Source organism: Tepidimonas sp., assembly GCF_046292505.1.
Taxonomy (GTDB): domain Bacteria; phylum Pseudomonadota; class Gammaproteobacteria; order Burkholderiales; family Burkholderiaceae_C; genus Tepidimonas.
Map to the genome: position 1 here is coordinate 33,947 of NZ_JBKBQX010000013.1, position 17,140 is coordinate 51,086.

At 67.7% G+C, this 17,140-nt stretch carries 14 protein-coding genes and 1 tRNA gene; 5 read left to right on the forward strand and 10 right to left on the reverse strand.

Annotated elements, in window-relative coordinates; genetic code table 11:
• Nucleotides 1–44: 44 nt before the first annotated feature.
• The 3 genes from ACK4TH_RS07490 to ACK4TH_RS07500 form a co-directional block, all read right to left on the reverse strand.
• On the reverse strand, nucleotides 45–1,445 hold the full coding sequence (locus ACK4TH_RS07490; protein ID WP_409624513.1) for a GTP-binding protein: 1,401 nt from the start codon (nucleotides 1,443–1,445) through the stop codon (nucleotides 45–47).
• Entirely contained in the window at nucleotides 1,442–2,731 is a 1,290-nt protein-coding gene (locus tag ACK4TH_RS07495) for a YncE family protein (RefSeq protein WP_409624518.1), read from the reverse strand. Before ACK4TH_RS07495 ends, ACK4TH_RS07490 begins: the two co-directional genes overlap by 4 nt.
• 157 nt (nucleotides 2,732–2,888) lie before the next feature.
• Nucleotides 2,889–5,180: an Orn/Lys/Arg decarboxylase N-terminal domain-containing protein gene (locus tag ACK4TH_RS07500; RefSeq protein ID WP_409624521.1), complete on the reverse strand. Its 2,292-nt coding sequence runs from the start codon at nucleotides 5,178–5,180 to the stop codon at nucleotides 2,889–2,891.
• 31 nt (nucleotides 5,181–5,211) lie between these two features.
• Between ACK4TH_RS07500 and ACK4TH_RS07505 the strand changes: the two genes are divergently transcribed.
• The 5 genes from ACK4TH_RS07505 to ACK4TH_RS07525 all read left to right on the forward strand — a co-directional run bounded on the left by ACK4TH_RS07505 (nucleotide 5,212) and on the right by ACK4TH_RS07525 (nucleotide 7,438).
• Nucleotides 5,212–5,643, forward strand: a complete 432-nt coding sequence (locus ACK4TH_RS07505) for an NfeD family protein (protein ID WP_409624524.1) — start codon at nucleotides 5,212–5,214, stop codon at nucleotides 5,641–5,643.
• Between the two features lie 47 nt (nucleotides 5,644–5,690).
• A complete protein-coding gene (locus ACK4TH_RS07510; RefSeq protein ID WP_409624527.1) occupies nucleotides 5,691–6,605 on the forward strand; it encodes an SPFH domain-containing protein in 915 nt (304 codons plus the stop codon).
• A gap of 29 nt (nucleotides 6,606–6,634) precedes the next feature.
• Nucleotides 6,635–6,725, forward strand: a tRNA-Ser gene (locus ACK4TH_RS07515).
• A gap of 121 nt (nucleotides 6,726–6,846) precedes the next feature.
• The gene (locus ACK4TH_RS07520) at nucleotides 6,847–7,128 is read left to right on the forward strand and encodes a BrnT family toxin (protein ID WP_143968045.1); all 282 of its coding nucleotides are present in this window, start codon (nucleotides 6,847–6,849) and stop codon (nucleotides 7,126–7,128) included.
• The gene (locus ACK4TH_RS07525) at nucleotides 7,103–7,438 is read left to right on the forward strand and encodes a helix-turn-helix domain-containing protein (RefSeq protein WP_409624530.1); all 336 of its coding nucleotides are present in this window, start codon (nucleotides 7,103–7,105) and stop codon (nucleotides 7,436–7,438) included. The genes ACK4TH_RS07520 and ACK4TH_RS07525 overlap by 26 nt, the downstream gene beginning before the upstream one ends.
• On the opposite strand, the gene ACK4TH_RS07530 is transcribed toward ACK4TH_RS07525, so the two are convergent.
• The 7 genes from ACK4TH_RS07530 to ACK4TH_RS07560 form a co-directional block, all read right to left on the reverse strand.
• Complete coding sequence (locus ACK4TH_RS07530; RefSeq protein ID WP_409624533.1) at nucleotides 7,435–8,850, reverse strand: putative bifunctional diguanylate cyclase/phosphodiesterase; 1,416 nt, start codon at nucleotides 8,848–8,850, stop codon at nucleotides 7,435–7,437. The genes ACK4TH_RS07525 and ACK4TH_RS07530 overlap by 4 nt on opposite strands.
• A 48-nt stretch (nucleotides 8,851–8,898) precedes the next feature.
• Nucleotides 8,899–9,600 (reverse strand): PAS domain-containing protein, encoded by a 702-nt coding sequence (locus tag ACK4TH_RS07535; RefSeq protein WP_409624536.1) that lies wholly within the window; start codon nucleotides 9,598–9,600, stop codon nucleotides 8,899–8,901.
• Nucleotides 9,601–9,668: 68 nt separating this feature from the next.
• Nucleotides 9,669–10,808, reverse strand: a complete 1,140-nt coding sequence (zapE, locus tag ACK4TH_RS07540; RefSeq protein ID WP_409624539.1) for a cell division protein ZapE — start codon at nucleotides 10,806–10,808, stop codon at nucleotides 9,669–9,671.
• Between the two features lie 6 nt (nucleotides 10,809–10,814).
• On the reverse strand, nucleotides 10,815–12,242 hold the full coding sequence (lpdA, locus tag ACK4TH_RS07545; RefSeq protein WP_409624542.1) for a dihydrolipoyl dehydrogenase: 1,428 nt from the start codon (nucleotides 12,240–12,242) through the stop codon (nucleotides 10,815–10,817).
• Nucleotides 12,243–12,260: 18 nt separating this feature from the next.
• On the reverse strand, nucleotides 12,261–13,556 hold the full coding sequence (gene odhB, locus ACK4TH_RS07550) for a 2-oxoglutarate dehydrogenase complex dihydrolipoyllysine-residue succinyltransferase (protein WP_409624545.1): 1,296 nt from the start codon (nucleotides 13,554–13,556) through the stop codon (nucleotides 12,261–12,263).
• A gap of 84 nt (nucleotides 13,557–13,640) precedes the next feature.
• Nucleotides 13,641–16,523: a 2-oxoglutarate dehydrogenase E1 component gene (locus ACK4TH_RS07555; protein WP_409624548.1), complete on the reverse strand. Its 2,883-nt coding sequence runs from the start codon at nucleotides 16,521–16,523 to the stop codon at nucleotides 13,641–13,643.
• Between the two features lie 170 nt (nucleotides 16,524–16,693).
• Nucleotides 16,694–17,065, reverse strand: coding sequence for an ArsR/SmtB family transcription factor (locus ACK4TH_RS07560; RefSeq protein ID WP_409624551.1), 372 nt, complete (start codon nucleotides 17,063–17,065; stop codon nucleotides 16,694–16,696).
• Nucleotides 17,066–17,140: the final 75 nt, after the last annotated feature.

The window sequence follows — 17,140 nt, forward strand, 5'->3', positions numbered from 1 at the left end:
CGGTCGCCTTTTCGGTGCAGGAAGAAGGCTCCAAGTGTAACGGATCAGTCTGCCGCGTCGATCGGGACGGCGGCTGCCGGCTTGACCTGCCGCAAATCGGACGACCGCCCCGCCGCCGGCATTGGCTGCGGCAGCCGGCACGACAGGCCGGCATCGGGCCAGACCCAGTGGCTGCCGGCGTGCCAGATGCGCTGCGCCGGCACACCGGCGCGCGCGGCCAGCTGCTGCACGTGCGCCAGCGGCCAGCCCCCGACGAGCCAACGCCCCGTCGGGTGCGCGCGCTGCCACCGCTGCAACCGCTCGCCAAGGCGGTCCCAGTCTGCTCGCGCCTGCGGCGGCGGCACCGCCTCCGCTCCCAGTTCCATGCCCCAGCCCGGTGCCAACCAGATCAGATCCGCCGGCGAGGCGTGCGCCACCGCGTCCAGCCAGCGCATCCCCGCCTCGCACGGCGACAGCGGCGTTCCGCTTGACCAGCCGGCCTCACCCCGCCCGTCGGCCGCCGCCCCCGGCCACCATGCGACATCGTCCTCGAGGTCGACGGCCGTCCCTTCGGGCAGCGGCGGAAGCTGCAGCAGGCTGCGCGGCGCGCCGATCACCACCAGGTAGGGATCGACCGGCTCGGCAGGGGCATGCCAGCTCGGCGCGTCGCCGCCGTTGTGGTCCAGCGCCTGCGGCCAGACCGCCCCGGTCACGGCGACGCAGCCCTTGACCCGCCACAGGTCGGCTGGCAGATCCTGCAGCCAGGCCTCCCATTGCGCGCGCGTCGCCCAGCCGCGCGGGCGCAGCGTGCGGCGGGCAACCTCGGGGACGATCGCGGGGTCGGTCGATGCAGCCTCATGGCCACCCTCTCCGAGCAGTGCCGGCAGCGCCGCGGGCCAGCGCGCATCGACTACGCCGCCTGCCAGGCTCCAGAACGAGACCGGCCGCGGGCGCAGCTGGCCAAGCGTCTGCGCCAGCTCGCTCGCTTGTCTGCCCGACAGCGTGTCGGCAGCCGAGATGAACAGCCAGTCGGCGGCGGCCAGCTGCGCCTGCGCCAGCGGCTCGGCCAGCCGCCGCTGCGCCGTCGGCCCGTGCACGAGGCCGAGCACGGCGATGCGGTGCAGGCCGTACGCGCGCAGGGCCTGCAGCAACGGTTGCGGCGCGGCCAGCCCCGAACCCTCGATCACCAGCGGCCGCCGGGATCGTGCGGCCAGCTGCGCGATGGCGTCGGCCATCGCGCCAGCCAGCTCGCAGCAACCGCAGCCGCCGGCCACCGACACCAGCGGCACACCGGCCACGGCCAGCCGCTCGGCGTCGAAATTGACCTCGCCGGCGTCGTTCACGAGCAGCACGGGCTCAGCCTCGGTCATCAGCCAAGGCAACAGCGCATGCAGGATGAAGGTGGTCTTGCCGGCGCCGAGAAAGCCCGTGACGACGACGGCGTCGAGGCTGTCGGCAACCCTCATGCCAGCAGTGCCTGCGGTCCCACCCGTTCGAAGACGCCGTAGTAGGTGTTGAGCACCATGGCCTGCGCCTGGCCGCTGGTGGCGGTGGCGACGCGTTTGACGATGGCCCAGCGGGAGGTGTCGACCACCAGCACCTCATCGCCCTTGCGGTTGTTGAGGTAGACCTTGCGGCCGTCGGCCGTGAAGGCTGCGTGACCAAGGTGCCCTCCCCCGCCGGCGTCGATCGTCGCCACGACGCGCAGCGACTGCAGGTCCAGCACCGGCACGCGGGTGTCGTTGTACTGCGTCACCAGCGCATGGCGTCCGTCCGGCGTCAGGTAGGCGTGCCCGGCTCCCTTGATGCCGAGCTCCAGATGGGCCAGCCGCTGCCGGGTGTTGACATCGAAGACGTCGAGCGAGCCGCCCTCCAGCGCGCTGCCTGCCCCGCGGTTGCACACCAGGAAACGCTGCCGGTCGGGCGTGAAGTTGCCGTGGTGGCCCTCGATGCGCGCGGGGTTGGCCGTCTCGTGCGCGGACAGCGTCATCGCGACCTCTCCGGTGCGCTTCAGGCCCATCGGGTTGGCGGCGTCGAAGATCGCCACCACCGGGCGCGACTGGGCGCTCTTGGGCTCACCTGCCTCCAGTGTCACCCACAGCTGCCGCCCCAGCACGTCGAAGTAGTGCGGATTGCCCTCCACCGCGACGACGTGCTGCTGCAGCGTCTCCGCGTCGATCACCACCACCTCGTTGTCGGCGTAGTTGCCGATGGCGTAGTGGCGTCCATCGGCCAGCCAGGCACCGTGCATGCTGAAGTCGCCAGCGTGCTGGGCGTTGCGCACCGCGATCTCGGCGGAGCGGACGCGGTCGGTGGCCACGTCGACGAAGGCGATGCGGATCTTGCCACCGTCCACGCCCGAGTGGTTCAGCGCCACGCGTCGGCCGTCGGGCGAGACCACCGGATGCTTGGGCCGGTTGCCGGTCTCCAAGGTGGCGGCGACGCGCAGGCTCTGGGTGTCGATCTTGACCAGCGTGCGCTGTCCCGCGGCGTTGTTGGCGACGTAGAGCCAGCGTCCGTCGGGCGTCAGGCTGCCCAGCGTACCCCCGGCGCCGCCGGTGGGGATGCGGGCGGCCACGGCATCGGTCTCCGAGTCGATGGCCACCACCGCGCCATCGCCGCGCAGTGCAAACACCATCCGGTGCACAGCCGCGCGGCCTGTGCCCAGCGTCGCGCAACCAGGCAGTGCCCACCAGGGCAGCGTTGCGGACAGGCCGGCGGCGGCCAGCAGGCGGCGTCGATCGATCGTCATGGGGGGTCTCCTCCATCGTTGGGGTTGTCGTCGCGCTGCATTCGAGCGCAACGATATCGTCACATACGGATGCGTCCCCACGACCCCGGATTTACCCGGCCCTCCACCCAAGGAGGCACGGACTCGGCGCGGGCCCGGCGGCGGACGAGCCGGCCCTTCAGGCCCGCACGCAGTCGGCGAAGTAGCGCTTGCGCCCGTCGAAGCCCTCCTCCACCACCAGCCCGTGGATGTCGGTCTCGAAGCCGGGACAGCGCTCGTTGAACTCGCGCGAGAACTTGAGGTACTCGACGATGCGGCGGTTGAACACCTCGCCCGGGATCAGCAGCGGAATGCCGGGCGGATACGGCGTGATCAGGGCTGTGGTGATGCGTCCTTCCAACTCGTCGATGGGCACGCGCTCGGTGTTGCGGTGGGCGATCTGGGCGAAGGCGTCGCTCGGCTTCATCGCCGGGGTGAGGTCGCTGAGATAGATCTCGGTCGTCAGGCGCGCGACGTCGTACTTGGCGTACATCTCGTGCACGAACTGGCACAGATCGCGCAGGCCCATGCGCTCGTAGCGCGGCTGCTTGCGGCAGAACTCCGGCATGACGCGCCACATCGGCTGGTTGCGGTCGTAGTCGTCCTTGAACTGCTGCAGCGCGGTCAGCAGCGTGTTCCAGCGGCCCTTGGTGATGCCGATGGTGAACATGATGAAGAACGAGTACAGCCCGGTCTTCTCGACCACCACGCCGTGCTCGGCCAGGAACTTGGTGACGATGCTGGCCGGGATGCCGGTCGGTGCGAAGTCACCCTTGAGGTTGAGGCCCGGCGTGATGATGGTGGCCTTGATCGGGTCCAGCATGTTGAAGCCCGGCGCCATGTCGCCAAAGCCGTGCCAGGCATCTTCACCGTCGGACGTCTGCACGCCGTCGGCGTCGGTGCGCTTGAGCACCCAGTCGCTGGCGCGGCCGATCCCCTCTTCGGCCAACTCCTCCGGACCCCAGACCTGGAACCACCAATCGTTGTCGCCGAACTCCGCGTCCACCTTGCGCATGGCGCGGCGAAAGTCCAACGACTCGACGATGCTTTCCTCCACCAACGCGGTGCCGCCAGGCGGCTCCATCATCGCCGCCGCCACGTCGCAGCTGGCGATGATGCTGTACTGCGGGCTGGTGGAGGTGTGCATCAGGTACGCTTCGTTGAACAGGTGGCGGTCCAACTTTTGCGTTTGAGAGTCCTGCACCAGCACATGGCTGGCCTGACTGATGCCCGCGAGCAGTTTGTGGATCGACTGGGTGGAATAGACCACCGAATGTTGGGGGCGGCCGCGCTTGCGGCCCATGGCGTGGAAGGTGCCGTAGAAAGGGTGGAAGGCCGCATGCGGCAGCCAGGCCTCGTCGAAGTGCAGGTTGTCCACATAACCATCCAGCATCTGCTTGATGGTTTCGGTGTTGTAGAGCACGCCGTCGTAAGTGGACTGAGTGAGCGTGAGGATGCGCGGCTTTACCGCCTTGGGGTCTACCCCTTGGAGCAAGGGGTTGGCGGCGATCTTGGCCTCGATGGCCTCTCGGGTGAATTCGCTTTGCTGGATCGGCCCGATGATGCCGTAGTGGTTGCGGGTGGGCTTGAGGAAGACGGGGATGGCGCCCGTCATGATGATGGAGTGCAGAATGGACTTGTGACAGTTGCGGTCCACCACCACCACGTCGCCCGGGGCCACCGTGTGGTGCCAGACCATCTTGTTGCTGGTGCTGGTGCCGTTGGTGACGAAGAAGCAGTGGTCGGCGTTGAAGATGCGCGCGGCGTTGCGCTCGCTCTCGCCGATGGCGCCGTTGTGGTCGAGCAGCTGGCCCAGCTCCTCCACCGCGTTGCAGACGTCGGCGCGCAGCATGTTCTCGCCGAAGAACTGGTGGAACATCTGCCCCACCGGGGTCTTGAGGAACGCCACCCCGCCCGAGTGGCCCGGGCAGTGCCACGAGTACGAGCCATCCTCGGCGTAGTCCAGCAGCGCCTTGAAGAACGGCGGCTGGATGTATTCCAGGTAGGCTTTGGCCTCGCGGATGATGTGGCGCGCGACGAACTCCGGCGTGTCCTCGAACATGTGGATGAAGCCGTGCAGTTCGCGCAGGATGTCGTTGGGCAGGTGGCGGCTGGTGCGCGTCTCGCCATAGACGTAGATGGGTACCTCGGCATTCTTGCGTCGCACCTCCTGGATGAAGGCGCGCAGGTTGAGCACCGCCGGATCCTGCTCCGGGTTGCCGGTCACCTCCTCGTCGTCGATCGACAGGATGAAGGCGCTGGCGCGGCTTTGCTGTTGGGCGAACTGGCTCAGGTCGCCATAGCTGGTGACGCCCACGACCTCGAAGCCTTCGGCCTCGATCGCCTGCGCCAGCGCGCGGATGCCCAGGCCCGACGTGTTGTCGGAGCGGTAATCTTCGTCGATGATGACGATCGGGAAGCGGAATTTCATGGTCCGCGAGTGTAGGACAAAGGGGTGAACGATGGATGACGCGACGCTGTGGTGGGTGCTGGCCGGGCTCCTGGTGGCGGCCGAGCTCGCCAGCGGCACCTTCTTTCTGCTGATGCTGGCGCTGGGTGCAGCCGCAGGGGCGCTGGCCGTGTACGCGGGGCTGGCCTTCAGCGGCCAAATGGTGGCCGCAGGCCTGTGCGCGCTGCTGACGGTGGGCGGCTGGGCGTGGGTGCGGCTGCGCCGCCGCGCCAGTCCCGAAACCGATGCGGGCGTGGTGCTCGATGTCGGCCAGACCGTGCAGGTGCAGGGCTGGCAGCCCGACGGCACCGCGCAGGTGCACTACCGGGGCGCGCAGTGGCTCGCGGTGGCCTCAAGCCCGCACGGCGATCCCCGCCCCGGCCCCCACCGCATCTGCGCGGTGCAGGGCAACCGGCTCGTCATCGAGCCCGTGGATCATCCCTGAACCGGGCTTGCCCTGCCCTCCTCCACCTTCGACTGAAAGCCCCGCCCATGGAAATCGCCGTCATCGTCGTCATCGTCGCGCTCGTCTTCGTCGTCAAATCGATCAAGGTCGTGCCACAGCAGACCGCCTGGGTGGTCGAGCGGCTGGGCCGCTACGACCGCACGCTGGCTCCCGGCCTCAACTTCGTCGTGCCGTTCATCGAGAAGGTGGCCTACAAGCACAGCCTCAAGGAAATCCCGCTGGACGTGCCGGAGCAGATCTGCATCACCAAGGACAACACCCAGCTCAAGGTCGACGGCATCCTCTACTTTCAGGTCACCGACCCGATGCGCGCCAGCTACGGCTCGTCCAACTACGTGCTGGCGATCACACAGCTCGCGCAGACGACGCTGCGCAGCGTCATCGGACGGCTGGAGCTGGACAAGACCTTCGAGGAGCGCGAGATGATCAACGCCCAGGTCGTCAACGCCATCGACGAGGCGGCGCTGAACTGGGGCGTGAAGGTGCTTCGCTACGAGATCAAGGATCTGACGCCGCCGGCGGAAATCCTGCGCGCGATGCAGGCGCAGATCACCGCCGAGCGCGAAAAGCGCGCGCTGATCGCCGCCTCCGAGGGCAAGCGACAGGAGCAGATCAACCTGGCCGAGGGTGAGCGCGCCGCCTTCATCGCCAAGAGCGAAGGCGAAAAGCAGGCCGCGATCAACCAGGCCCAGGGCGAGGCTGCCGCGATCCGCGAAGTGGCCGAGGCGACCGCGCAGGCCATCGAGCGCATCGCCACCGCCATCCGCCAGCCGGGCGGCGAGCAGGCGGTGCAACTGAAGGTCGCCGAAAAGGCGGTGGAGGCCTACGCCCGGGTCGCGCACGATGCCGACACGACGCTCATCGTCCCGAGCACGATGACCGAAGTCTCGGCGCTGATCGGCTCGGCGATGAAGATGGTCGGCACGGTCAAGAGCGCCTGAGCGTCGGTGCTACAATGAGAGGCTCACGCGGAGAGATGGATGAGTGGTTTAAGTCGCACGCCTGGAAAGCGTGTAGGGGTTAACAGCCCCTCGGGGGTTCGAATCCCCCTCTCTCCGCCACGCCAGTGATTGCCGCCACGGCCCTCCTCGCAGGGCGTTCGAGGCGGTCTGCGGAACCGATGGTTCGCTGCCCCTCCTTTCGGTCGCCCCTAAAAGTGGTTCACTGAACTACACTTGGGCTATGGAGTTCGAATGGGATGCAGCGAAAAGCGACGCGTGCTTCGCTGATCGAGGGTTCGATTTCGCCTACGCGGCCAGAGCTTTTTTCGATCCGCATCGCCTGATCCAGGCCGACACCCGACACAGCTATGGCGAAGAACGCTACCGGTTGATGGGCAAGATCGAGCAGCGTCTGTTCGTGGTGGTCTACACACCCCGACGCGGTGTCATTCGCATCATCTCGGCACGCAAAGCCAACCAGCGCGAGGTCAAGCATTATGAAAACCGTACGCGTGACGATTGACCCGACCGCCCCTGCGACACTGACCTACGGACGTATCGATCCCGTTCGTGTCGATGCGACGTCAGAGGCAGATATCGCCAGACAAGCCGCCGCGGACGACGTCGATGCGATGCAGGACGCCGCCAAATTTGCGCGCCGTGTTCGCAAGCGCCTGGGGTTGAGCCAATTGGAGTTCTCGGAGCGAATTGACGTGCCGCTGGAAACCATCCGCCTCTGGGAGCAAGGCAAACGCGCCCCTACGGGGGCTGCCAAAGCCTTGCTCAAAGTGTTGGACAAAGCCCCTGAAGCGGGATTGGCTGCGTTGCACTAAGTTGGGCGTGACGCCCGCCAGCACGCCAGCACCTCCATCGCCTCGGTCGGCCGGCCGCCCCGCCAGTAGCCCTGGTAACGGTCGCAGCCCATGGCCTGCAGCGCGTCGTGCTGGGCGGCGGTCTCCACCCCCTCGGCCACCACGCCCAGGTGCAGGTGGTGCGCCAGCGCGACGATGGCGGCGCACAGCCGGCCGGCGCTGCCCGGCTGGCCCAGGCCTTGTACGAAGCTGCGGTCGATCTTGACCGTGTCCACCGGCAGGTTGTGCAGGTAGCCGAGCGACGAGTAGCCGATGCCGAAGTCGTCGATGGCGATCGTCACCCCGGCGGCACGCAGCCGCGCCAGTGCGGTGGCGGCCCCCGCGCCGGGGTCGATCAGCACGGATTCGGTCACCTCCAGCTCCAGCGCGTCGCCAGGCAGGCCGTGCGCCTCCAGCGCGCCGAGCACGGTGGCTACCAGGTCGCCTCGGCTGAACTGGCGCGCCGAGACGTTGACGGCGATGCGCGCCCGCCGCCAGCCTGCGCGGCGCCATGTGGCGACGATGCCGAGCGCCTGTTCCAGCACCCAGCGGCCGATGGCGTCGATCAGGCCGCACGCCTCGGCGACGGGGATGAACTCCGCCGGGGAGACGGGGCCCAGCTCGTCGTCGTGCCAGCGCACCAGCGCCTCGCCGCCGCACGGCACGCGCGAGCCGAAGGCGAACTGCGGCTGCACCTGCAGCGCCAGCCGCTGCTCGCGCACGGCGCGGCGCAGGCGCGCCTCCAGCGCCATGCGCCGCGCGGCGGCCTGCGTCAGCTCCTGCGTGAAGTAGGCAAAGGTGCCGCGCCCCAGCTCCTTGGCGCGGTACAGCGCGGCGTCGGCCGCGCCCATCAGCGTCTCGGCCTCGGTGCCGTGTTCCGGCGCCAACGCGATGCCGATGCTGACGCCCATCTGGATCTCGTCTCCGCGCGGACTGACCCAGGGGCTGGCCAGCGCCTCCAGGATGTCGCGCGCCAGCGCGGCCGCGTCAGACGGGTCGCGCAGCCGGCGCATCAGCACGACGAACTCGTCGCCCCCCAGCCGCGCCAGGGTGTCGCCCTCGCGCAGCCGCTGGCGCAGCCGCGCGCCGACCGTGGCCAGCAGCGCGTCCCCCGTGGCGTGGCCCAGCGTGTCGTTGACGTCCTTGAAGCGGTCCAGGTCCAGCATCAGCAGCGCCAGCCGCTCGCCGTGGCGCTGCGCCTGCGCCAGCGCGGCGGCCAGCCGCTCGTTCCACAGCAGGCGGTTGGGCAGAGCGGTCAGCGGGTCGTGGCGTGCCAGGTGCGCCATGCGCCGCTCGCTGCGGCGCTGCTGGATCTGCTGGCGGCGCTGGTCGTGCCAGTCGAACAGGATGCCGCTGAAGTGGCGCGGCACGCCCTGTGCGTCGCGGATGGCCATGCCGCGGCCACGGAACCAGCGCCAGCGCCCATCGAAGCGGCGCAGCCGCTAGGCCTCGTCGAACGCCTCGGACGTCGCCAGCGCACGCTGCACCGCGGCCAGCGCGCGCTCGCGGTCGGCGGGATGCAGCCGCTCCCGGAAGCGGAAGTCGCGGTGAAAGTCGTCCCCCGTGTAACCCAGCAGCTGCGCAAAGCTGGCCGAGTATTCGACGATGTCGGTCTGCAGGTTCCAGTCCCACGACCCGGCGCGGCTGCCTTCCAGCGCCAGCGTCAACTGGCGCTCGCTGCGCCGCAGCGCCTCGCGGCCGGCGTCGTCCAGGCCGATCTCGCGCGCCAGCACCAGCAGCCGGTCGGCCAGCTCCGGGGTGGCGGCAGCCGGATCGCGCCAGGGGCGGTGGACGTTGAGCCGAACCCATACGGTCGTGTCATCCGGCCGCAGGAAGCGTTTGTCGGCCTGGATCCAGCGCACCTCACCGGCGATCAGCCGGCCGATGCGCTGGCGGTCGCCGGCGTGGTCGTCCGGATGAGTCAGATCCTGGAAGCGCAGCCGCAGCAGGTCGGCGGCGGGTCGGCCGAACAGGCCCTCGCAAGCCTCGTTGACCCAGACGAAGCGCCCATCCAGTGCCAGCACGTAGGCCGGCTGCTCGAAGCCGGTCATGGCAACCACCCACGCCGCGACAGGGCAGCTGGGCTCGGCGGGACGGCAGGCACTGTCCTGCACGTCCTGAGACAGGGAGGTACGCCACGGCATACCGCTATCCTAGCCCGGGCTTGCGGTTGTGTGACACCCCGTTGGGGTCCGGGCTCGCCCCCGCACCTTTACGTCAGCGCCGTATCGACGTCGCGCCGTTGCAACGCCAGATACTCACGCGACTGCATTTCGTGCAGCCGGGAGACGGTGCGCGGAAACTCGTGCGCGAGCGGCCCCTCGGTGTAGAGCTGCTCCGGTGGCACGGCGGCCGAGACGATGAGCTTGACCCGGCGGTCATACAGCACGTCCACCAGCCACGTGAAGCGTCGCGCGGCTGAAGCCATGTTGGGTGGCATCGGCGGGACGTTGCTCAGCAGCACGGTATGGAACTGGCTGGCCAGCTCCAGATAGTCGTTTTGCGAACGTGGCCCGCCACACAGGGTACGGAAGTCGAACCACACCACCCCGCCCGCGCGCCGGATGGCGCGGATCTCGCGCCCCTCGATGCGCAGCACGGGGTTTTCGTCCTGCGCTTCGGCCAGTTGCTCGAAGGTGGTCTCCATCTCCTGCTCCGACGCCTCGCCCAGGGGCATCAGGTACAGGCGCACATGCTCGAGCGTGCGGCGCCGGTAATCGACGCCGTGGTCCACGTTGACCACCTCCATGGTGTGCTTGAGCAGTTCGATGGCCGGCAGAATGCGGTCGCGGTGCAGCCCGTCCGGGTAGAGCCCGTCGGGGTGGAAATTGCTGGTCGCCACCATACCGATGCCGTACTTCTGCATCGCCTCCAGCAGGCGGTGCAGGATCATGGCGTCGGTGACGTCGGCGACGTGAAATTCGTCGAAGCAGATCAGCCGAAATCGCACGGCCATGCGTTTGGCCAGTGCGTCCAGCGGGTTGACCGTGCCCTGCAGATCGGCCAGTTCGCGGTGCACCTCGCGCATGAATTCGTGAAAGTGCAGCCGGATTTTGCGCCGCAGCGGCACGGCGTTGTAGAAACAGTCCATCAAAAAGCTCTTGCCGCGCCCGACCCCGCCGTACATATAGACGCCGCGCGGGATGGGCAGCCGGTGGATGAGCTTTTTGAGCGCGTTGGAGCGCCGCTGTTTGAAGTGCGCCCACTCGGCCGCGCAACGCTCCAGCGCCTCGACCGCGCGCAGTTGCGCGGGGTCACTGTGGAACCCCCGCGCAGCCAGTTCTGCTTCGTAGGCGCGCCGCACCGGCCCCCAGGTAGGGTCCGGCGCAGGCGCGCTTGCGCGCGCCAGCATCGCCCGTCAGAAGTTGAGGGTGCGCTTGTCCACCGCCAGCGCCGCCTCCTTGGTTGCCTCGGACAGCGACGGGTGTGCGTGGCAGATGCGGGCGATGTCCTCGGCACTGGCGCGGAACTCCATCGCCACCACCGCTTCGGCGATCAGCTCGGAGGCCATCGGCCCCACGATGTGCACGCCCAGAATCTCGTCCGTCGTGGCGTCGGCCAGAAACTTGACCATACCGGTGGTGTCTCCCAGCGCCCGCGCGCGGCCGTTGGCCAGGAACGGGAAGGTCCCGGCCTTGTAGGCGCGCCCGGCGGCCTTGAGCTGCTGCTCGGTCTGCCCGACCCAGGCGATCTCGGGGCTGGTGTAGATCACCCACGGGATGGTGTTGAAGTTGACATGCCCGTGCTGGCCGGCGATGCGCTCGGCCACCGCCACGCCCTCCTCCTCGGCCTTGTGGGCCAGCATCGGGCCGCGCACGACGTCGCCGACCGCCCAGACGCCCGGCAGGTTGGTTCGGCACTCGTCGTCCACCACGATGGCGCCGCGCTCGTCGAGCTGCAGGCCCACCGCTTGGGCGTTCAGCCCGTCGGTGTTGGGCACCCGGCCGATGGAGACGATCAGCCGGTCGGCGTCCAGCGTCGCGGCCTCGCCCTTGGCATTGGTGTAGGCGATGCTCACGCCCTTCTTGCCCGTCTTGACTTCGCCGACCTTGACGCCCAGCTCGATTTTCAGACCCTGCTTGTCGAAGGCTTTTTTGGCCTCCTTGGCGATCTGCTCGTCCACCGCGGCCAGGAAGGTGGGCATGCCTTCGAGAATGGTGACCTCGGCCCCCAACCGGCGCCAGACGGAGCCCATCTCCAGCCCGATCACGCCGGAGCCGATGATGGCCAGCTTCTTGGGGACTGCGCCCATGCGCAGCGCGCCGTCGTTGGACAGCACCTTGTCCTCGTCGAACGGCACGCCGGGCAGCGCCCGGGCGTTCGACCCAGTGGCCACCACCACCTGCTTGCCCACCAGCGTCTCGGGCTTGTCGCCGGCGACGGCGATCTCGTAACCGCCGTCCACGGCCTTGACGAACGAGCCGCGGCCGTGGAAGAACGTGACCTTGTTCTTCTTGAACAGATACAGGATGCCATCGTTGTTTTGCTTCACGATGGCGTCCTTGCGCGCGATCATCTTGGCGACGTCCATCTTCACGGTGCCGGTGCTGATGCCGTGGTCCGCGAAGTGGTGCTGGGCGTGCTCGAAGTGCTCGGACGACTGCAGCAGCGCCTTGGACGGAATGCAGCCGACGTTGGTGCAGGTGCCACCCGGGGCGGGGCCGCCCGCGGCGTTTTTCCACTCGTCGATGCAGGCGACCTTGAAGCCGAGCTGCGCGGCCCGGATAGCCGCGATGTAGCCGCCGGGGCCGGCGCCGATGACGACGACGTCAAATGCTTGTGCCATGGGGGTCACTCCGTCGCGTCAGATGTTGAACAGCAGCCGCGCGGGGTCTTCCAGCGCTTCCTTCATCGCGACCAGCCCCAGCACGGCCTCGCGCCCGTCGATGATGCGGTGGTCGTACGACATGGCCAGGTAGTTGATCGGACGAATCACGATCTGGCCGTTTTCCACGACGGCGCGCTCCTTGGTCGCGTGCACGCCCAGAATGGCCGACTGCGGCGGGTTGATGATGGGGGTGGACAGCATGGAGCCGAACACGCCGCCGTTGGAGATGGAGAACGTGCCGCCGGTCATCTCGTCGATGCCGAGCTTGCCTTCCGCCGCGCGCTTGCCAAAGTCGGCAATCTTCTTCTCGATGTCGGCAAAGCTCATCTGGTCGGCGTTGCGCAGGATGGGAACCACCAGCCCGCGCGGCGACCCGACCGCAATCCCGATGTCGAAGTAGCCGTGGTAGACGATGTCGTTGCCGTCCACGCTGGCGTTGAGGATGGGGTACTTCTTGAGCGCATGCACCGCGGCTTTGACGAAGAAGCTCATGAAGCCGAGCTTGACCCCGTGCTCCTTCTCGAAACGTTCCTGGTACTTCTTGCGCAGTTCCATCACCGGGGCCATGTTGACCTCGTTGAACGTGGTCAGGATGGCGTTGGTGGCCTGCGACTGCAGCAGCCGCTCGGCGATGCGTGCGCGCAGGCGCGTCATCGGCACGCGCTGCTCCGGCCGGTTGGCCAGATCGGCCGGCAGACCGACCGGCGCGCTGACCTGCGGCAGCACCTTGGCGGGCGCCCCGGTCGGGATCGCCGCCGGCGCCGCGGCGGCCGGCGCGGGCTTGGGCGCAGCCACGGCCGCCAGCACGTCACCCTTGGTGACGCGGCCATCCTTGCCCGTGCCGGCGACGGAGCCGGGGGCCAGGCCATGGTCCGCCATCAGCTTGGCGGCAGCGGGCATCGCGACACCGGCCATGGCGCCTGCGGCGGCCGGCGCGGCACTCGCCGCAGGCGCTGCCGGTGCCGCCGCAGCGGCCGCGGGGGCAGCCGCAACGGGGGCCGGGGCCGCTGCGGCAACCGCCCCTGCCTTGCCTTCCGTGTCCACCTTGGCAATGACCTGGTCGGACACCACCGTGCCGCCGTCGCCGACGACGATTTCGGCCAGCACGCCCGCCGCCGGGGCCGGCACCTCGAGCACGACCTTGTCGGTTTCGATCTCGATCAGGATTTCGTCCGCGGCGACCAGCTCGCCGACTTTTTTCTTCCATTGCAGCAGCGTGGCTTCCGCGACCGACTCGGACAGCTGCGGCACTTTCACTTCAACGATGGCCATGGTGTGTTCTTCCTCAACGAATGCGTACAAAAGGGGCGACAAAGCCCGCGCGCGACATCCGTGTCCGCGCGGGCCGCTCTCGTCTTACTTGGTCAGGATGAAGCCCTTGAGCCGGCCGAAGGCGGCTTCGACCAGCGCCTTCTGCTGCTCTTGGTGCAGGTGCGCATAGCCCACCGCCGGCGAGGCGGATGCCGCGCGACCGGCATAGCCCAGGCGCTGCCCGTCCAGCATGTTTTCGTGGATGTTGTGCTGCACGAAGAACCAGGGCCCCTGGTTCTGCGGCTCGTCCTGGCACCACACGATGTCGGTGGCGTTGGGGTAGCGCTTCATCTCGGCCGCAAAGGCCTTGTGCGGGAACGGATAGAGCTGCTCGATGCGTACGATGGCGACATCGTCGGCCCCCTTTTCCTCGCGCTTTTTCGTGAGGTCGTAATACACCTTGCCCGAGCAGACGATGACCCGCTTGACGCGCTGCGCGTTCTTGACGACGTCGGCGTTGTGCTCCGGAATCACCGTCTGGAAGCCGCCCTTGGTGAACTCGGACAGCGGCGAGGTGGCGTCCTTGTTGCGCAGCAGCGACTTCGGCGTGAAGACAATGAGCGGCTTGCGCAGGTTGCGCACCATCTGGCGGCGCAGCACATGGAAGATCTGGCTGGCCGTCGTGGGCTGGACCACCTGCATGTTGGTGTCGGCCGCGAGCTGCATGAAGCGCTCGATGCGCGCCGAGCTGTGCTCCGGCCCCTGCCCCTCGTAGCCATGCGGCAGGAACAGCGTGATGCCATTGACGCGGCCCCACTTGACCTCGCCAGAGGCGATGAACTGATCGATCACCACCTGCGCGCCGTTGGCAAAGTCGCCGAACTGCGCCTCCCAGATGACCAGGGTGTTGGGATCGCTCGACGCATAGCCGTACTCGAAGCCGAGCACCGCCTCCTCCGACAGGATGGAGTCGATGACGGTGAACGGCGCTTGGTTGTCCGCGACGTTTTGCAGCGGGATGTAGGTGCCGACGTCCCACTTCTCGCGGTTTTGGTCATGGATGACGGCATGGCGGTGGGTGAAGGTGCCACGGCCGCAGTCCTCGCCGGACAGGCGCACGCCGTAGCCGCTGGCCACGAGCGAGGCAAACGCCATGTGCTCGCCCATGCCCCAGTCCACGTTGATCTCGCCACGGCCCATCGCCGCGCGGTCGGCCAGCACCTTCTTGACCAGCTGGTGCGGGGTAATGTTGTCCGGCACCGTCGTGATGCGCTCGGCCAGCCGCCTCCACTCGGCCAGCGGAATGGCCGTGTCGGCCACGTCGGTCCACTTCTTGCCCAGGAACGGTGCCCAGTCGACCGCGTATTTGCTCTTGTAGTTGGTGAGCACCGGATCGACGGTGCGGCGCCCCTCGTCCAGCATGGCGCGGTAGGTCTTGACCGCCTCGTCCGGCCCGTCGGGCGGCAGAATTCCCTGCGCCACCAGCTTGTCGCCGTAGAGCTTGCGCGTGCCGGGGTGCTGCCCGATCTTTTTGTACATCAGCGGCTGGGTGAGCGACGGCGTGTCCTGCTCGTTGTGGCCCAGCTTGCGGAAGCAGACGATGTCGATCACGACATCCTTGCGGAAGGTCTGGCGGTACTCCACCGCCAGTTGGGTGGCCAGCACGACCGCCTCGGGATCGTCGCCATTGACGTGCAGCACCGGCGCCTCGATCATTTTGACGACGTCGGTGCAGTACAGCGTCGAGCGGCTGTCGCGCGGGTCCGACGTGGTGAAGCCGATCTGGTTGTTGATGACGATGTGCACCGTGCCGCCGGTGTAGTAACCGCGCGTCTGCGCCAGCGCCAGCGTCTCCATGACCACGCCCTGGCCGGCAAAGGCCGCATCGCCGTGCACCAGCACCGGCAGCACCTGGTCGCCGGCGCGGTCGCCGCGGCGGTCCATGCGCGCGCGCACCGAGCCTTCCACCACGGGGTTGACGATTTCCAGGTGCGACGGGTTGAACGCCAGGCTCAGGTGCACCGGGCCGCCGGGCGTGGAGACGTCGGAGCTGAACCCCTGGTGGTACTTTACGTCACCCGCGGGCAGATCCTCCGGCGCCGTATGCTCGAATTCGGCGAACAGATCCTTGGGCATTTTGCCCATCACGTTGACCAGCACGTTCAGGCGCCCGCGGTGGGCCATGCCGATGACGATTTCCTGCACGCCCTGGGCGCCCGCGCGCTGGATCAGCTCGTCCATGGCGGCGATGAAGCTCTCGCCCCCTTCGAGCGAGAAGCGTTTTTGCCCCACGTACTTGGTGTGCAAGTAGCGCTCCAGCCCTTCGGCCGCCGTCAGGTTTTCCAGAATGTGCTTTTTCTGCTGGGCGGTGAAATTGGGCTTGCTGCGGATGCTCTCCAGCTTTTCTTGCCACCAGCGCTTTTGCTTCTGGTCGCTGATGTACATGTACTCGGCGCCGATCGTGCCGCAATACGTCTCGCGCAGCGCGTTGAGCAGCTCGCGCAGCGACATGGTCTCTTTGCCGAAATAGGTGTTGCTGGTGTTGAACACCGTCTCCAGATCGGCGTCGGTGAATCCGTAAAAGGCCGGATCCAGCTCAGGGATGGCCTCGCGCTCGGCGCGCTTGAGCGGATCCAGGTTGGCCCAGCGCACCCCGATGTTGCGGTAAGCGGCGATGAGCTGCTGCGTGGCGACGCGCTTGCGCCCCAGGTCGGAGTCGGCCCCATACGCCGCCACCACCTGGGTGGTCCCTTGTTTGGCCATCTCGGCGAAGGCCGAAATCACCGGCATGTGCGGGATGTCGCGAGCGTCACTGCCATCGACCGCAGGAACGTGCTGCAGCGCGTCGAAGTAGTCGCGCCAGGAGTCGGGCACGCTGGTGGGGTCGGTGAGGTATTTCTCGTACATCTCCTCCACATACGGCGCGTTGCCGCCGAAGAGGTACGAGTTGCCGTTGAAGGCTTGGTAGACGCTCGTCGTCTCGCTCATGGAATCGCTGACCTCCGTCTCCCTGCAGGAGACTTGCTGGTTGGAACAACCTTCCGCGACACGGCTGAACCGATTGGCGGACGCGACAGTGACACTGGAAGGGCCTGTGCGGCCTGAATTGTGCCACCAAAGGCGGTGGCCGTGGGGGGAATTTGCGCGTCCCCGTTCGCTCAGGGACGCCGGGGCGAGAGGCGATCGCTGTAGGGAACGCCCCTGGACTCGTCCAGCTCGATAGCGATCTGCGTGCACACCGTGCGGCACAGCGCGACAGCCTGCTCGCTCTGCACCCGGTAGTAGACCTGCGTGCCTTCCTTGCGCTTGGCCAGCACGCCGGCCCGGTACAGCAAATTGAGGTGCTGCGACAGATTGGGCTGGGTGGTCTCGATTTCGGCCAGCAGCTCGGAGACGGACTTTTCCTTGTCGCACAGAGCGTTGAGGATGCGCAGCCGGGTTGGCGTCGAGAGAATGCCAAACAGCTCCGCCGCCAGCTCGAAAACGCGATTTTTGTCGACGTCGGTTTCGGTGTCGGTTAGTTGTTGCATATGCAATGATGCAGGCAAAAACCCTGCATCATACCCACAAACCGACCGGCCATCCAAACCGGAGCGCGACCGTTT